This window comes from Streptomyces phaeolivaceus (genome assembly GCF_009184865.1).
Taxonomy (GTDB): domain Bacteria; phylum Actinomycetota; class Actinomycetes; order Streptomycetales; family Streptomycetaceae; genus Streptomyces; species Streptomyces phaeolivaceus.
Genome location: NZ_CP045096.1, coordinates 2,334,586 through 2,350,572, shown reverse-complemented (window position 1 = coordinate 2,350,572; position 15,987 = coordinate 2,334,586). Strand labels below are relative to the sequence as shown.

Below are 15,987 nucleotides of genomic sequence, written 5' to 3'. Positions count from 1 at the left end.
AGTCCTTGATGAGTTGTCTATGAAGGAAGCTTCACGTCGATTTCGGGTGCGGGTCCGGTGGGGGCTTGTCGCGCCCACGCGGCGGAGCCGCATATCGACACAGCCCCGCGCCCCTGAGAGTCCCGCGGCCTCAAGGGGCGGCTGTTGTCGGCAGGCGGTAGCCCATACCCCTCACCGTTTCCAGTTGGGCCGCTCCCAGCTTCTTGCGCAGGGCCCTCACGTACACGTCCACGATGTTCGAGCCGGGGTCGAAGTCGTAGCCCCAGACGTGCGACAGGATCTGTTCGCGGGACAGGACCTGGCCGGGGTGGCGCAGGAAGAGTTCCAGCAGGACGAACTCCCTGGCCGTCAGGTCCACGAAGCGCTCCCCGGCCCTGGCCCGGCGCGTCCGGAGGTCCAGGGTCAGGTCGCCGCTGCGCAGCATCGTCACCTCGGGGGCCCTGGCCGCCGTACGCAGCCGGAGGCGGACCCTCGCCAGCAGCTCCTCGAAGCGGAACGGCTTGGTCATCCAGTCGTCGGCGCCGCCCTCCAGACCGGCCACGGTGTCGCGTACCGAGTCCCGGGCGGTCAGCACGATCACCGGGACGGTGACCCGGGCCTCGCGCAGCTCGCGCAGAACGGTGAAGCCGTCGCGGCCGGGCAGGCCGATGTCGAGGACGATCAGGTCGAAGCCGCCGGTGAGGGCGTACTCGTAGGCCGCGTCGCCGTCGCCGACCACGGTCGTGGTGAAGCCGCCCGCGCGCAGGCCCTTCTCCACGAAGGAGGCGATGCGTTCCTCGTCCTCGACGATGAGGACGCGGTTCACGGGAGCGCCTTCGTGGCCTCGGCGCGGTTCATGTGCGTGCCCCTTCCAGGGTCAGGACGAAGGTCGCGCCGCCGCCCTCGGTGTCGTGCAGGCGTACCCGGCCGCCGTGCGCCTCGGCGATCGCGCGGACGATGGCGAGGCCGAGCCCCGCGCCGGTGCCCCGGGCGCCGCGTCGGGCCGTGCCGCGCCGGAACCGCTCGAAGATCACCTCGGCGTCCTGCGGCTGCACCCCGGGCCCCGAGTCGACGACGTACAGCTCGATCGACGGGCCCTCGGCGCGGGAGCCGACGCGGATGGTCTGGCCGGTGGTGGTGTGCTGCACCGCGTTCTGGGCCAGCTGGACCATCGCCTGGGTGATCCGCTGCGGGTCCAACTCGGCCTCCAGATCGGCGACTTCGGCGAGCTGCCAGTCGCGGTCGCCCAGGGTGCGGGCCTTGACGTAGACATTGGCGGTGAGTTCGGCGAGCTGGACCGGCTCGGGGCGGACGAAGTCGGGCCGCTCGGCCTTGGCGAGCAGCAGCAGGTCCTCGACGATGCGGCTCATCCGGTCCAGTTCGTCGGTGACCAGCCGGACCGTCTCCTCGCGCTCGGCGGGATCGTCGCCCATCAGCTCCAGATGCCCGCGCACGATCGTGATGGGGGTGCGCAGCTCGTGCCCGGCGTCGTCCACGAACTCCCGCTGCGCGGCGAACGCCCTCTCCAGCCGGTCCAGCATCGCGTTGAACGTCTCGGCGAGCGCGGCCACGTCGTCCCGGCCGTGCACCGGGATGCGCCGGGTGAGGTCCTGCTCGGTGAGCTGGGCGGCGGCGGACCGCACCAGCCGTACGGGCTTGAGGATGCGGCCCGCGACCACCCAGGCGATCCCGGTGGTCATCAGCAGGGCGACGCCGGAGATGGCGAGCAGGACGCGGAACACCTCGTCGGCGCGTTCCTGCTCGCTCGCCGGGTGGAAGGCGACCACGAACGCGGCGTCCGGCTCGGAGCCGTGGCGGGCGACCTCCACCTTGGCCCAGCGGACCTCCCCGGCGGCCCGGTCCAGCGTGCCCGTGGACCCGGGCGACTCGAAGATCGCCCGGCGGGCGGCGGGGTCCTCGTGCAGCGGTCGCGGGACGGGGATCTCCCGAGGCTGGAAGAACTGCGCGGGGGCGCGTCCGCTTCGGCCGACGAGCCCGATCAGCTCCTCGTCGAGGTCGGCGTTCTGCCGCTCCAGGAAGACCTTCAGCAGCCGTGACGGCTCGGTGAACGGCTCACCGGTCTCCGGATCGACGCCGTGCGCCTGGAGGTTGGTGAACTCCCCGGCCTCCTGTGCGAGCAGTTCGTCGATGCGCTGGTCGACGTCCCGCAGCAGGATCGACCGCGTCGTCGTCGCGACCGAGGCCAGCGCCACGGTCATCACCAGCAGCAGCCACAGCAGGATCCGGACCCGGGCCGAGACCCGCCCGAGCGGTCGGTCAGCCGTCGTCACCGGGGCCGTCGTCGGCGTCGTCCCGGCCGTCCTGCCCGGCATCGTCGTCATCGTCATCACTCGCGGAGCCGTCGGTCACCGGAGGCCGCGACACGACCTCGTCGCTGGGGGTCGCCGTGGGCCGGGTGGGTGTGGGACTCGGTGATCCGCTCTCCAACTCCACCTTCGGCGGCACCTTCGGAGCCTGCGGGCTGTCGGTGAGGGCGAAACTGGTCGCGGCGATCCCGAGCGGAATCGCCACGACGGCGGCGAGAGCCGCGATCCGGCGGGAGAAGACCATGGGGACGATCCTGCGGAGGGGACCCGCCGCCGCGGATGAGGCCGGGATGAGGATTTCTTCATCTCGGGGCGGCGAAGGCACGTTCCCGGGGCGGCGAGGGCGCGCTCAGCCGTCCAGGCCGATGGAGAACGCGGCGTCCAGGTCGTGCTGCGAGTACGCCCGGAACGCGACATGCGTGTCCGTGCCCAGGACCCCGGGGATCTTGCTGATACGGCCGGGGATCACGTCCGCGAGGTCCTCGTGTTCCTTCACCCGGACCATGGCGACCAGATCGTAGGTACCGGTCACGGAGAAGACCTCGGTCACGGATTCGATCGCGGCGATCGATTCCGCGATCTCCGGAATCCGGTCCACGCTGGTCTTGATGAGCACGATCGCGGTGATCACGGCTGTTTCTCTCCCTCAAGGACGTCGACGGGCGCCTTCACTGTAGCCGTCCGCCCATAACGCCCCCACGCGTAGACGAACCCCAGTCCGAACCCCACCAGATGCGCCAGATAGGCCACCCCCGGCCCCGAGGTCTGCCGCCCCGCCGCCAGCCACTGCAGCGCCACCCAGAACGGCAGCGTCACCCACGCCGGGAACCGCAGCGGGAGGAAGAAGAGGAACGGCAGGAGGCTCGTCACCCGCGCCCGGGGGAACAGGAAGAGAAACGCGCCGAGGACCGCGGAGATCGCCCCGGACGCGCCGACCAGCGACTGCGGCGACCCGGCGTGCGCCGCCGCGTAGGCCACCAGCGCGAGACAGCCGCAGCCCACGTAGAACAGGGCGAACTCCACATGGCCCATGCGTTCCTCGGCCATCGCCCCGAAGACGAAGAGGAAGAGCATGTTGCCGAGCAGATGCAGCCAGCTGCCGTGCACGAAGAGCGCGGTGAGCGGGGTGAGCCACGCGCCCGGGGTGCCGTCGAAGAGTTCCACGGGGACGACGCCCCAGCGCCGGAAGTACGCCCGCTGCGCGGCGAGCAGCTCCTCCCCGGTGCCGTACCCGGGGTTGAGACCGGCCGCCGGTCCGACGAGGAAGAGCGCACAGCAGACGGCGATCAGTCCGTACGTCACCGGTGCCGACTCGTTTCGTACGGCGCGGGCGGCCGAGGTGCTCCACTTGCCGATCATGAGCAGAGCATGACGTAACGGTACCTACTCGCACAGACCGCCTCGCCGCCCACGGGGATCGACCGCACCGCCGGAGGCAATCCGTGCCGCCGCCACAGGTGAACGGGCGTCGAGTACCGGTCAGGCCGTAGGGTTACGAGCCACACGCACCGGGACGCCGGCGCTTCACGGAGACTGGAAGAAGGAAGAGCAGCCACGATGACGGTTCCCCTGCCGACGGACACCACCCGCTGGCGCTGCACGCTCTGTGGCAACCTCACGCGGTTCGACGTGACCCGCTCGTCGAAGGTCGTCGAGTACGTTCACCTCGACCTCGCCGGGGAGCCCAAGGTCGAGGAGCGCGACGTGGTCAGTGAGAACATCGAGTCGGTGCGCTGCCGCTGGTGCAACGCCGTGGACCAGGTGGAACTCGTGGACAGGCCGGGCGCCGGCTCCTGAGGGAGCCGGCCCGCACAGACATTTGGGGTGACGGATGGTGGAGAGCTCAGGCGGGGGGCCGGGCGACGGCGCCGCTGAGGTGCTCGACCGTCCGCTGCCCGAGGGCGTCCGCAAGCGCGTGGTGCAGATCGTCTCCGACGGCTTCGGCGGACTGACCGTCGGCGAACTGCCCGCACAGCTGCGGCAGTACGCCCGGTTCACCCCGACCCGCCGGGTGAAGTTCGCGGGCAACGCGATGGCCGCCGCCGTGGAGAGCGACACGCTCTTCAGACAGCGCATCGGGGAGCGGTTCCGGGAGGCCCACCCGGAGCTGGCGGGCGCCCTCGACACGGGCGCGCCGCCCCCGGCCGCGGACCCGCTGGACGTGGCGGCCGCGGCCTACGTACTGCGCCCCACGGGCTGGGTGAAGCTGGTCGCGGCGGCCGGTGAGGAGGCCCTGCGGGCGGACGCCGAGCGGGCCGACGAGGAGAGCCGGGCCGAGCTGGAGCGGCTGCGCGAGCAGCTCGCCGAGGCCCGCGGCCACACCAAGGCCGAGACGGAACGGCTGCGCGCGGAGCTGGAGTCGGCCAAGAAGGAGGCCGACTCGATGCACCGCAAGCTCCGGGCGGCCGTCAGCGACGTCAAGCGCGGCGAGGCCGCCCTGCGCAAGCTGCACGCCGAGATGGAGACCGTACGCACCGACAGCCACGCCCAGGTGTCCGCCGCCGAGAGCGAGACCCGGCGGCTCAAGGCGCGGCTCGGGGAGGCGGAAGCCGCCCTGGAGGCGACCCGGCGGGCCGCCCGCGAGGGCCGCAGCGTCGAGGACATGCGGGTACGGCTGCTCCTCGACACCGTGCTGGACGCGGCCCAGGGGCTCCGGCGGGAGCTGGCCCTGCCGCCGGTCTCCGTACGGCCCGCCGAGACCGTCGACGCGGTCGAGCCGGGGCGGATGACCCCGAAGGACATCGCCGCCCGCGCGCTGTCGGAGAACGACCCGGCGATCCTGGACCAGTTGCTGGCGCTGCCGCAGGCGCATCTCGTCGTCGACGGCTACAACGTCACCAAGACCGGCTATCCGCAGATGCCGCTGGAGAAGCAGCGGCTGCGCCTCCTCGGGCAGCTCTCCCAGCTCGCCGCGCAGACCGGCGCCGAGGTCACCTGTGTCTTCGACGGCGCCGAACTGGCCGCGCCGGTGCTGCTGGCGCCGCCGCGCGGGGTGCGGGTGCTGTTCTCCAAGCCGGGGGTCACCGCCGACGAGTTGATCCGCCAGCTGGTGCGCGCCGAGCCGCCCGGCCGGCCGGTCATCGTCGCCTCCACCGACCGCGAGGTGGCCGACGGGATCGCCAAGGCGGGTGCCCGCCCGGTTGCTTCCGCCGTGCTCCTCAAGCGGCTTTCCTGACCCTTCCGTCGTGTCCGACACAACTGCAACGAACAGGCGCTATGCCCGAATTGACGGAAAGGTTGCGCAACGTAGCGTCAACCGAACGCTACTGAATGTGTGTTGAGTGTAAATTGTGCGCCGTGGGACGGGATTTTTCCTGTGGGGGATTTGAAGTGATCACCGTTGGGTCACTAGGGTCTGGGCTCAAACCTCTGAACGGGTGATCGTCGCCGGAGTCCCCGCCGGCCGGTCGCTCACATGAAGGAGTTCACCTACCGTGGCGTCCCACCGTCGTCCCAAGCAGCCGAGCCGTACGCGTGTGACCGTGCTCACCACCGCCGCCGCCGCTGCCGTGGCCCTCACCTCGCAGGCCGCCAATGCCGCGCCCGCCGAGAAGCCGAGCAAGGACGACGTCCAGGCCAAGGTCCACAAGCTCTACGAGGACGCCGGGCGGGCCACCGACAAGCTCAACGGGGCCGAGGAGAAGCAGGAGAAGCTCGAAAAAGAGATCTCCACGATCCAGGACAACGTCGCCAAGGGTCAGGAAGAACTCAACGAGCTGCGGGAGGGCATAGGCCTGGCGGCCAGCGCCCAGTACCGCTCGGGCGGCATCGACTCCTCGATCCAGCTCTTCCTCTCCGCCGACCCGGACGACTACCTGGACAAGGCCGCCACGCTCGACCAGCTGACCAGCCAGCAGGTCGAGTCCCTGAAGAAGATCCAGGAGAAGCAGCGCACGCTCGCGCAGCAGCGCCAGGAGGCCACGGAGAAGCTGGAGGACCTCGCCGAGACCCGCGAGACCCTGGCCGACAAGAAGAAGGAGGTCCAGGGCAAGCTGGCCGCCGCGCAGAAGCTCCTCAACACCCTGACGGCCGAGGAGAAGGCCGCCCTGGACGAGCAGGAGACCCGCGCCAGCCGCGACGCCGGGGACCGCGTCGAACTCGGCAACGAGGCGCCCGCCTCCAGCTACGGCGCCGCCGCCCTCGCCGCCGCCGACACCCAGGTCGGCAAGCCGTACGTCTCCGGCGGCAGCGGCCCCAACTCCTACGACTGCTCCGGGCTGACCCAGTGGGCCTACGCCCAGGCCGGTGTCTCGATCAGCCGGACCACGTACACGCAGCAGAACGACGGCACGAAGATCGGGCGCGACCAGCTCAAGCTGGGCGACATGGTGTTCTTCAACGACCTCGGGCACGTCGGCCTCTACGCGGGCAACGGCATGGTCCTGCACGCCCCGTACCCGGGCAAGGTCGTCCGCTACGAGTCGATGAGCACCATCGGCAGCTTCCAGTTCGGTGTCCGCGTCGTCGGCTGACACCCACTCGCCTCGAACAGGGCCGATCGTCACACTGTGTGACGATCGGCCCTGTTTTTCTTCAAGATCAGGACACAGCACCGCCCGAACGGGCGAATTCCCGCACCTCGTGCTGACCCCTTCACCCGCTGGTGACCTGGGTCCCAGGCCGGACATCACGCTCTGTGGCCGCGGAGGTCTTTGGCTGGGACACGGTCGCGCGGCTACTGTCGGCCGCGCTTCCCTCACCCGCCGTGAGTGCGCCCCTCCCGGGACGCCCTCCGGCCCGGGGAGCGCCCTGTCCACCGTCGAAGGGAGTGCGGCTTCCCGTGGTGTCCCACAGTCGTCTTGTACCGTCCGGGTTCGACCGGGGCGCGGTCGCCGCCCTCGGCGTGCTGTCCGCCGCTGCCGCCGCCCTCGGTGCCATCCCCGTCCAGCAGGCCGCCGCCGCGCCGCACGACAACACCCGGGCCGAGGTGGACCGGCTGTACGAGGAGGCCGAGCGGGCCACCGAGGCCTACAACAAGGCCGACGAGCGCGCCGACGAGCTGCGCGACCAGGTCGGCATCGCGCAGGACTCCATCGCCCGGCAGCAGGACCGCATCAACACCATGCGGGAGTCGCTGGGTTCGCTCGCCGGCGCCCAGTACCGCTCCGGCGCCGTCGACCCGTCGATCGCCCTGCTGTTCTCCGACGACCCGGACGACTACCTCGACACGGCAGCCGCCCTGGACCGCATCAGCGCCCACCAGGCCGGCGAACTCCACGACCTCCAGCAGGCCATGCGCGACCTCTCCCAGAACCGCGCGGAGGCCGGTGAGAAGCTCACCGAGCTGGAGAAGAACCGCAAGGCCGTCGCCCAGCACAAGCGGTCCGTCGAGGGGAAGCTCGCCGCGGCCCGGCGGCTGCTCAACTCCCTCCCGGACGAGGAGCGCGAGGAGTACGACCGCGCCTCCCGCTCCACCGCCTCCGGCCGCACCGACATGCCCGACCTCTCCGGCGCCGTCGCCCCCAGTGGCCGCGCCGCCGCCGCCGTGGCCGCCGCCCGCTCCGCCCTCGGCAAGCCCTATGTGTGGGGCTCCACCGGCCCCGACGGCTTCGACTGCTCCGGCCTCATGGTCTGGTCGTACGGGCAGGCCGGTGTCGGTCTGCCGCGCACCTCGCAGGCCCAGCGGTACGCCGGCACCCAGGTCCCGCTCTCCCAGGCCCAGCCCGGCGATCTCGTCACCTACCGGTCCGACGCCAGCCATGTCGGCATGTACGCCGGCAACGGCCAGGTCATCCACGCCCCCTATCCGGGCGCCCCGGTCCGCTACGACCCCGTCGCCATGATGCCGATCGCCTCGGTCACCCGCCCCTGACCGACCCCCCGGGGGCCCGGCCGCCGCGCGGTACGGCGACCGGGCCCCCGTACGATCGGGAACGTGGCTGCTCGAAGGCGTACGACGCGTGCCCAGGCCGGGCCGGGGGTCCGGCGCGGGCTCCCGGGACGCCGAGGCGTCCCCTCGGCCGTCGCGCTCGCCCTCGCCCTCCTCGTCGGCTGCGGCGGCAACACGCCCCCCGACACCGCCCGCGCCGACGTCCGGCGGATGCTGGACCGGCGGGCCACGGCCGTCCTGGAGCGGGACGGCACGGCCTACCGCGCCACCGAGGCGACGACCACCTCCGTCGCCGGTCAACTCGCCACCGGAACCGCCGAGTTCGCCAACCTCCGCGCCCTGCCGCTGGCCTCCTGGTCGTACGGCCTCAACGCCTTCCACCGCTCCGGCGACCGGGCCACGGCCGAGGCCGCCCTGCGCTACCGGATCCGCGGCTACGACACGGCGCCCGTCACCGCCGTACGGACCCTGACCCTCGTCCGGGGCGACGACGGGGCGTGGCGGGTCGCCGCCGACGAGCCTTCGGAGAAGGGCACCGAACAGCTGTGGGAGCAGGGGCGGATACGGGCCGTACGGGGGGAGCGGAGCCTCGTGCTGGGGGTCGGGCGGTCGGCGCGGGCCCTCGGGGAATACGCGCGGCTGGCGGACCGGGCCGTGCCCGCCGTCACGGAGGCGTGGGGCGAGGACTGGGCGCGGCGGGTCGTGGTCGTCGTCCCGGAGTCGCTGGAGGAGATGGCGGGGCTGCTGGGGGCGCCGGCGTCCGGGTACCGGGGGATCGCCGCCGTCACCACCGGGGAGGCGGGGGGCGCGGCGAAGGCGCCCGCGGACCGGATCGTCGTCAATCCCGACGCGTACGCCGTCCTCGGCGACTTCGGCCGGCAGGTCGTCCTGACCCATGAGACGACCCATGTCGCCACCCGCGCCCACACCGACGCGGCGACCCCTCTGTGGCTCTCCGAGGGCTACGCGGACTGGGTCGGCTACCGGGGCACCGGCCGTGCGGCTCCCGAGGTGGCCCCCGAGCTGCGGCGGGCGGTCGCGGAGGGCCGCGCCCCCACGGCCCTCCCCACCGACTCCGACTTCGGCTTCTCCGACGACTCCGGCGAGCTGGCCCGCGCCTACGAGGGGGGCTGGCTGGCGTGCCGGATGATCGCCGACCAGTGGGGCGAGGTGCGCCTCGACGAGTTCTACCGGGCCGTGGGGGCGTACGGGGAGCGGGAGGGGGCCGTGGAGGGGGCGCTGAAGGAGGTTCTGGGGACGACGGTGGGGGACTTCACGGGCCGGTGGCGTGAGTATGTGCGGGCTCAGTTGGGGTGAGGGAGGGGGTGGGGGCGGGTGGGGTGGGGGTGCGTAGTCGGGTGCGGCCCGGTGGGGCTTCTCGCGCAGTTCCCCGCGCCCCTGAGAACAACGGCCCCTGCGGGCCGTTGGAAAAGCACGGGGCGCGGCCCCTGCTTTTTCAGGGGCGCGGGGAACTGCGCGACCAGCCCCCACCCACCCGCACCCGACGAACGCACCCCCACCAAACGCTCAGGAACCCAACGGCTCCTTCGTACGAGCGGCCCGCCCCGGGAGCGGCTCACGCGCTGCCCCCGGCACCGTGTCCTGCCACAGCACGCGCGCGGAGCGCACCGCCGCCAGGACCAGGAGGCCGTTGCGGACGAAGAGGAGCGTGACGCCCAGCCAGTCGCTGGTGACGACATGGGCGAACCAGATCGGGAACTCCAGAACGGTCACGAACGACGCCACCAGCACCAGCACGGCCGGCAGCCCCATCCGGCTCGCCCGGAAGCAGAGACAGACGGCCGCCAGCCCGACCAGCCACACCATGTACTGGGGGCTGATCACCCGGCTCGTGGCCGTGAACATCAGCACCCCCACGAACGCCGCGTCCGCGAGCGTGTGCGGAGCGAACCGCCGCGCCCGCACCCGCCACAGCAGCAGCCACGCGAAGGCCACCCCGCTGAGCAGCAGGGCCGCGTCGCTCACGGTGTCCACATACGGGCCGAGGAACTCCACCGAGCCGTAGTTGAGCAGCACCTGGCCGTCCCAGCCGAACTGCCGGGCCACATGGAAGACGAGGGCGCCCAGCGACTCCACCTCGGTGCCCCGGTCCCGCTGGAACGTCAGAAAGGCGAAGGCGCCCGGCATGGAGAGGGCGAGGAGCGCGGCCACCGCGAGACCCGTGCCCACCGCCCACGCCCAGGCCGTACGCCCGCGCGCGCCCAGGAGCAGCAGTGCCGGCCACACCTTCAGCAGGGCCGCGAAGGCCGTCAGCGCCCCCATCGCGCGCGGATGGCGACTGCCGGCCAGCAGCGCCGCGACCGCCACCGCCGTCACCATCACGTCGTAGCGGGCGTACCCGGTCGGGCCGAGCAGGGGCAGGCCCACCACCCACACCCAGGCACCGCGCCGGCTCCTCCCGGGCCGCCCGCCCGTGTACAGGAGCAGCGCCAGCACCACCAGGTCGGCGAGGAGGGCGAGGACGAAGAACGCCGACGCGTAGTCCAGGAAGGGCAGCAGCGCGGGGGAGAGGATCGCGAGGGCGGCGGCGGGCGGGTACTGCCAGGTGACGTCGTCCAGGGGATACGTTCCTGTGCGCAGGGTGCCGTACCAGCCCTGGTAGATCACCGAGACGTCGCCGGTGACGTCCGGGCCCGGGAACACGTACACCTTGAAGACGAACAGCAGCAGGAGCAGCCGGGTGGCGCCCCAGAGCGCGAGCAGCCCGAACGGGAGCCGTCGAGCGCCCGTCATGTCCGTCTGAGCCACGTGAGTCCCTGTCTCCGTCCGCGCTCCGGTTCGCGCCTGTGGGGGAGCGCCTGCGGTGGAGCGTCTGTGGGGGACATGATCCCCCCTCGGCCTGTGAAGCGGCCGTGAAGCACGGCCGGGCCGGGTGGGGATGTGCGCGGGGTGGTGTGGACATGCCTGGGGACGGCGGTCCGGCGCCCGTTCGGTAGGGTCGGCGGCGATGCACAAGACCCTGATCGTGACCAACGACTTCCCGCCCCGGCCCGGCGGTATCCAGGCGTTTCTGCACAACATGGCGCTGCGGCTGGACCCCGAGCGGATCGTCGTCCACGCGTCGACGTGGAAGCGGAGCCGGGAGGGCGTCGAGGCGACGGCCGCCTTCGACGCCGAGCAGCCCTTCACCGTCGTACGCGACCGGACGACCATGCTGCTGCCGACGCCCGCCGTCACCCGCCGCGCGGTCTCACTGCTGCGCGAGCACGGCTGTACGTCGGTGTGGTTCGGCGCGGCGGCCCCGCTCGGCCTGATGGCCCCGGCGCTGCGCCGGGCGGGCGCCACGCGCCTGGTGGCCACCACGCACGGCCACGAGGCGGGCTGGGCGCAGCTGCCCGCCGCCCGGCAGCTGCTGCGGCGGATCGGCGAGGGCACGGACACGATCACCTATCTGGGCGAGTACACGCGCTCCCGGATCGCCACGGCCCTCACCCCCGAGGCGGCCGGGCGCATGGTCCAACTGCCGCCCGGCGTCGACGAGAAGACCTTCCACCCGGGCTCCGGCGGCGACGAGGTCCGCGCCCGGCTCGGGCTCACCGACCGCCCGGTCGTCGTCTGTGTCTCCCGGCTCGTGCCGCGCAAGGGGCAGGACACGCTGATCCGGGCGATGCCCGGCGTTCTCGCGAAGGAGCCGGAGGCGGTGCTGCTGATCGTCGGCGGCGGCCCGTACGAGAAGGAGCTGCGCCGGCTCGCGCGGGAGACGGGGGTCGCCGGGTCCGTCCGCTTCACCGGCGCCGTCCCCTGGTCCGAGCTGCCCGCCCACTACGGCGCCGGCGACGTCTTCGCCATGCCGTGCCGCACCCGCCGGGGCGGTCTGGACGTCGAGGGGCTCGGCATCGTCTACCTGGAGGCCTCCGCGACCGGCCTGCCCGTCGTCGCCGGCGACTCCGGCGGCGCCCCCGACGCCGTCCTCGACGGCGAGACCGGCTGGGTCGTCCGGGGCGACTCCCTCACGGACACCGCCGAACGCGTCACCACCCTCCTCGGCGACCCGGAACTACGGGCCCGCATGGGACAGCGGGGACGGGAGTGGGTGGAGGAGAAATGGCGCTGGGATCTGCTGGCGGAACGGCTGGAAGCGCTGTTGTGAAAGGCCGTTCAGAAGGTCCGTTCCAATCGCTGTCGCGCATCTAGCCGGAGGAGGGAAATCCGCACATGCTGCGCACATGACAGCAAAACTGATGCAACGTCAGCTGACGAGACGTCACATACTTGGTATGGCCGCCCTCCAGACGGCGGCCACCCTCGGCCTCACCCGCATCGACCTCCGGTCCGCCCAGGCGGCCGAGCCCGCCGCCGTCGACAACGCCCCGGCCATCGTCATCGGCTCCGGCTACGGCGCCGCCGTCGCCGCCCTCCGCCTCGGCCAGGCCGGCATCCGCACCCTCGTCCTGGAGATGGGCAGGGCCTGGACCGCCCCCGGCGCCGACGGCAAGATCTTCTGCTCCACCCGGGAACCCGACGAGCGGTCGATGTGGTTCAAGACCCGCACCGAGGCCCCGCTCGCCACCTTCCTCTGGCTGGACGTCGTCAACCAGGACATCAGCCCCTACCCCGGCGTCCTGGACCGCGTCCGCTACGCCAACATGTCGGTCTTCCTCGGCCGCGGCGTCGGCGGCGGCTCCCTGGTCAACGGCAGCATGGCCGTCACCCCCCTCCAGTCGTACTTCGCCGAGCAGTTCCCGACCGTCGACACCAGCGAGATGTACGGCACGTACTTCCCGCGCGCCCGCTCCATGCTCGGCGTCAACACCGTCGACCCCGCCTGGTTCGAGTCCACGGAGTGGTACCGCTTCAGCCGGATCTCCCGCGCCCATGCCCAGAAGACCGGCCTCAAGACCACGTTCGTGCCCAGCGTCTACGACTTCGGCTACATGCAGCGCGAGGCGGCGGGCACCGCGACCAAGTCCGCCCTCGCCGGAGAGGTCATCTACGGCAACAACCACGGCAAGAAGAGCCTCGACAAGACATACCTCGCCGCCGCCCTCGGCACCGGCAACGTCACCATCCACACCATGGAACGGGCCCGGGGCATCCGCCGGCTGAGCGACGGCACGTACGTCGTCACGGTCGACCGTATCGACGGCACGGGCGCGGTCGTCGAGACCAAGGAGTACGGCTGCACGTATCTCTTCCTCGGCGCCGGCAGCGTCGGCACCACCGAACTTCTCGTCCGCGCACGGGCGAAGGGCACCCTCCCCGCACTGGACGCCAGTGTCGGGGCCGGCTGGGGCTCCAACGGCAACGTCATGCTCGGCCGGGCCAACCATCTGTGGGACACGGTCGGGGCGAACCAGTCGACCATGCCGGTCATGGGCATCGACGACTGGGCCAACACCGCCAACCCCGTCTTCGCCGAGATCGCCCCGCTGCCCACCGGCCTCGAACACTGGGTCAGCCTCTATCTGGCGATCACCAAGAACACCGAACGCGCCTCCTTCACCTACGACGCCGCCGGCGACTCGGCGAAGCTGGGCTGGAGCGCCGCCCAGAGCGCGGTCTCCTCCGCCATGGCCAAGAAGCTCTTCGACCGGATCAACTCCGCCAACAGCACGATCTACCGGTACGACCTGTTCGGCTCGTCCAACAAGGTGTTCGCCGACGACTTCACGTACCACCCGCTGGGCGGCTGCGTCCTGGGGAAGGCGACCGACGACTACGGGAGGGTCAAGGGGTATTCGAAGCTGTACGTCACGGACGGCTCGCTGGTGCCCGGCTCGATCGGGGTGAACCCGTTCGTCACGATCACCGCGCTCGCCGAACGCACGATGGCGCGGGTCCTCGTGGAGGACACCGCGCCATGACCGTCGTACGTGTCTGCTGTCTCTGGTGACGCGAACTACTTCTGGTAGATCGCCTCGATCTCGTCCGCGTAGTCCTTCGCCACCACGTTGCGCTTGAGCTTCAGGGACGGCGTCAGGTGGCCCGACTCCTCCGTGAACTGGGAGGGCAGAATGCGGAACTTCCGCACCGATTCCGCCTTCGACACCGCGGCGTTGCCGTCGTCGATCGCGGCCTGCACGGCCGCGTTCAGATCGACGTCCGCGCTCAGCGACGCCGCGGTGGAGCCCGTCGGCTTGCCGTGCTCGGCGGCCCAACGGCCCAGGAACTCCTCGTCGATGGTGACCAGCGCGCCCACGAACGGCCGCCCGTCGCCCACCACCATGCACTCCGCGACCAGGGCGTGCGCCCGGATACGGTCCTCGATCACGGCCGGGGCGACGTTCTTGCCGCCCGCGGTGACGATGATCTCCTTCTTGCGGCCGGTGATGCTGAGGTAGCCGTCCTCGTCCAGGGTGCCGATGTCACCGGTGTGGAACCATCCGTCGGCCAGCGCCTCCTCGGTCGCGCCCGGGTTGTTCCAGTACTCCTTGAACAGGTGCTCGCCGTGCAGCAGCACCTCCCCGTCGTCCGCGATCCGGATCACGGAACCCGGCAGCGGCTGCCCGACCGTACCGATCTTCTGCCGGTCCCAGGGGTTGAACGCGGTCGCCGCACAGGACTCGGTCAGGCCGTAGCCCTCCAGGACCGTGAAGCCGATACCGCGGAAGAAGTGGCCGAGGCGCTCGCCCAGCGGGGCGCCGCCCGAGATCGCGTACTCGCCCTTGCCACCGAGCACCGCGCGCAGCTTGCTGTAGACGAGCCGGTCGAACACCTTGTGCTTGACCTTCAGACCGAGCGCCGGCCCCGAGGCGGTGTCCAGCGCCCGGCTGTACGCGATCGCCGTGTCCGCGGCCCTGTCGAAGATCTTGCCCTTGCCGTCCGCCTGCGCCTTGGCCCGCGCCGAGTTGTAGACCTTCTCGAACACCCGCGGCACGCCGAGGATCAGCGTCGGCCGGAAGGAGGCCAGCTCGTCGGTGAGGTTCTTGATGTCCGGGACGGTGCCCAGCTTGATCGGCGCCATCATCGGCGCGACCTGCACGAGCCGTCCGAAGACATGCGCGAGCGGGAGGAACAGCAGGACCGAGCACTCGCCCGTACGGAACAGGGGGCGCAGCCGCTCCACCACGTTCCCGCACTCGGCGAAGAAGCTGCGGTGGGTGAGGACACACCCCTTGGGGCGGCCGGTGGTGCCGGAGGTGTAGACGATGGTCGCCGGGTCGTCGGCCTTCGCCAGCGAGCCGCGCTCCTCGACGGCCTGGTCGGTGACGCCCTGGCCGAGACGGCCCAGCTCCTCCACCCCGCCGCCCTCGATCTGCCACACGTGCTTCAGCGCGGGCAGCCGGTCGCGCACCGACTCGACGGCGGCCGTGTGCCCGTCCAGCTCCACGATCATGGCGGTCGCGCCGGAGTCGGCGAGGATCCACTGCACCTGCTCCGGCGAGCTGGTCTCGTACACCGGCACGGTGACCGCGCCCGCCGACCAGATCGCGAAGTCCAGCAGGGTCCACTCGTACCGGGTGCGGGACATCAGCCCGACCCGGTCGCCCGGCTGGACCCCGGCGGCGATGAGCCCCTTGGCGGCCGTGCGCACCTCGGTGAGGAACTGGACGGCGTTCACGTCCTGCCAGACGCCGTCCACCTTGCGGGCGATGACGGCGACATCGGGATGCTGCGCGGCGTTTCTACGGACGATGTCGGTCAGATTGCCGTCCGTCGGGACCTCGTACAAAGCCGGAAGGCTGAACTCGCGCAAGACTGCTGCTCCTCATAGGGCTCCGGCGCCACGACTCCGTGTTGCTGCGACGGTGCGGACTGCCCGGACGTTACCCGTCGGTATGGCATCTTCGCGAGGGGGTCCGGTGAGATGTTCTCCGCGTCACACAGGTGGGGTTCTCAAGGTGGGGTTCTCCGGGGCAGAGTAATCCCCCAACTTACCGACTGGCCAGT

The 15,987-nt window shown here is 71.5% G+C and carries 14 protein-coding genes; 7 read left to right on the top strand and 7 right to left on the bottom strand.

Going from position 1 to position 15,987, the window contains the following annotated elements:
- Positions 1-130: 130 nt before the first annotated feature.
- The 5 genes from F9278_RS11045 to F9278_RS11025 form a co-directional block, all read right to left on the bottom strand.
- The gene (locus F9278_RS11045) at positions 131-805 is read right to left on the bottom strand and encodes a response regulator transcription factor (protein ID WP_152168166.1); all 675 of its coding nucleotides are present in this window, start codon (positions 803-805) and stop codon (positions 131-133) included.
- Positions 806-833: 28 nt separating this feature from the next.
- Positions 834-2,321, bottom strand: coding sequence for a sensor histidine kinase (locus F9278_RS11040; RefSeq protein ID WP_404818869.1), 1,488 nt, complete (start codon positions 2,319-2,321; stop codon positions 834-836).
- Positions 2,257-2,550 (bottom strand): small secreted hydrophilic protein, encoded by a 294-nt coding sequence (locus F9278_RS11035; protein ID WP_152168165.1) that lies wholly within the window; start codon positions 2,548-2,550, stop codon positions 2,257-2,259. The genes F9278_RS11040 and F9278_RS11035 overlap by 65 nt, the downstream gene beginning before the upstream one ends.
- Before the next feature lie 105 nt (positions 2,551-2,655).
- Positions 2,656-2,937, bottom strand: a complete 282-nt coding sequence (locus tag F9278_RS11030; protein ID WP_152168164.1) for an Lrp/AsnC family transcriptional regulator — start codon at positions 2,935-2,937, stop codon at positions 2,656-2,658.
- Positions 2,934-3,665 (bottom strand): rhomboid family intramembrane serine protease, encoded by a 732-nt coding sequence (locus F9278_RS11025; protein ID WP_152168163.1) that lies wholly within the window; start codon positions 3,663-3,665, stop codon positions 2,934-2,936. Before F9278_RS11025 ends, F9278_RS11030 begins: the two co-directional genes overlap by 4 nt.
- A gap of 198 nt (positions 3,666-3,863) precedes the next feature.
- Here F9278_RS11025 and F9278_RS11020 point away from each other — a divergent pair, with 198 nt between their 5' ends.
- The 5 genes from F9278_RS11020 (at position 3,864) to F9278_RS11000 (ending at position 9,453) form a co-directional block, all read left to right on the top strand.
- Entirely contained in the window at positions 3,864-4,103 is a 240-nt protein-coding gene (locus F9278_RS11020; RefSeq protein WP_086760482.1) for a hypothetical protein, read from the top strand.
- A 34-nt stretch (positions 4,104-4,137) separates the two neighbouring features.
- On the top strand, positions 4,138-5,481 hold the full coding sequence (locus F9278_RS11015; protein WP_152168162.1) for an NYN domain-containing protein: 1,344 nt from the start codon (positions 4,138-4,140) through the stop codon (positions 5,479-5,481).
- Between the two features lie 259 nt (positions 5,482-5,740).
- Positions 5,741-6,778, top strand: a complete 1,038-nt coding sequence (locus F9278_RS11010; protein WP_193241434.1) for a C40 family peptidase — start codon at positions 5,741-5,743, stop codon at positions 6,776-6,778.
- Between the two features lie 308 nt (positions 6,779-7,086).
- Positions 7,087-8,118, top strand: a complete 1,032-nt coding sequence (locus tag F9278_RS11005) for a C40 family peptidase (RefSeq protein WP_152168161.1) — start codon at positions 7,087-7,089, stop codon at positions 8,116-8,118.
- 63 nt (positions 8,119-8,181) lie between these two features.
- Positions 8,182-9,453 (top strand): Cif family virulence factor, encoded by a 1,272-nt coding sequence (locus F9278_RS11000; protein WP_152168160.1) that lies wholly within the window; start codon positions 8,182-8,184, stop codon positions 9,451-9,453.
- 210 nt (positions 9,454-9,663) lie between these two features.
- Here F9278_RS11000 and F9278_RS10995 read toward each other — a convergent pair whose 3' ends face one another.
- Entirely contained in the window at positions 9,664-10,890 is a 1,227-nt protein-coding gene (locus tag F9278_RS10995) for a glycosyltransferase 87 family protein (RefSeq protein WP_193241983.1), read from the bottom strand.
- A gap of 214 nt (positions 10,891-11,104) precedes the next feature.
- On the opposite strand from F9278_RS10995, the gene F9278_RS10990 reads away from it, so the two are divergent.
- Together F9278_RS10990 and F9278_RS10985 are read left to right on the top strand one after the other, a co-directional pair.
- Complete coding sequence (locus F9278_RS10990; protein WP_152168158.1) at positions 11,105-12,247, top strand: glycosyltransferase family 4 protein; 1,143 nt, start codon at positions 11,105-11,107, stop codon at positions 12,245-12,247.
- A gap of 91 nt (positions 12,248-12,338) precedes the next feature.
- Positions 12,339-13,961, top strand: a complete 1,623-nt coding sequence (locus tag F9278_RS10985; RefSeq protein WP_450373517.1) for a GMC oxidoreductase — start codon at positions 12,339-12,341, stop codon at positions 13,959-13,961.
- A 35-nt stretch (positions 13,962-13,996) separates the two neighbouring features.
- Here the strand turns inward: F9278_RS10985 and F9278_RS10980 are convergent, their stop codons facing one another.
- The gene (locus F9278_RS10980) at positions 13,997-15,793 is read right to left on the bottom strand and encodes an AMP-dependent synthetase/ligase (RefSeq protein WP_152168156.1); all 1,797 of its coding nucleotides are present in this window, start codon (positions 15,791-15,793) and stop codon (positions 13,997-13,999) included.
- Between the last annotated feature and the right edge of the window lie 194 nt (positions 15,794-15,987).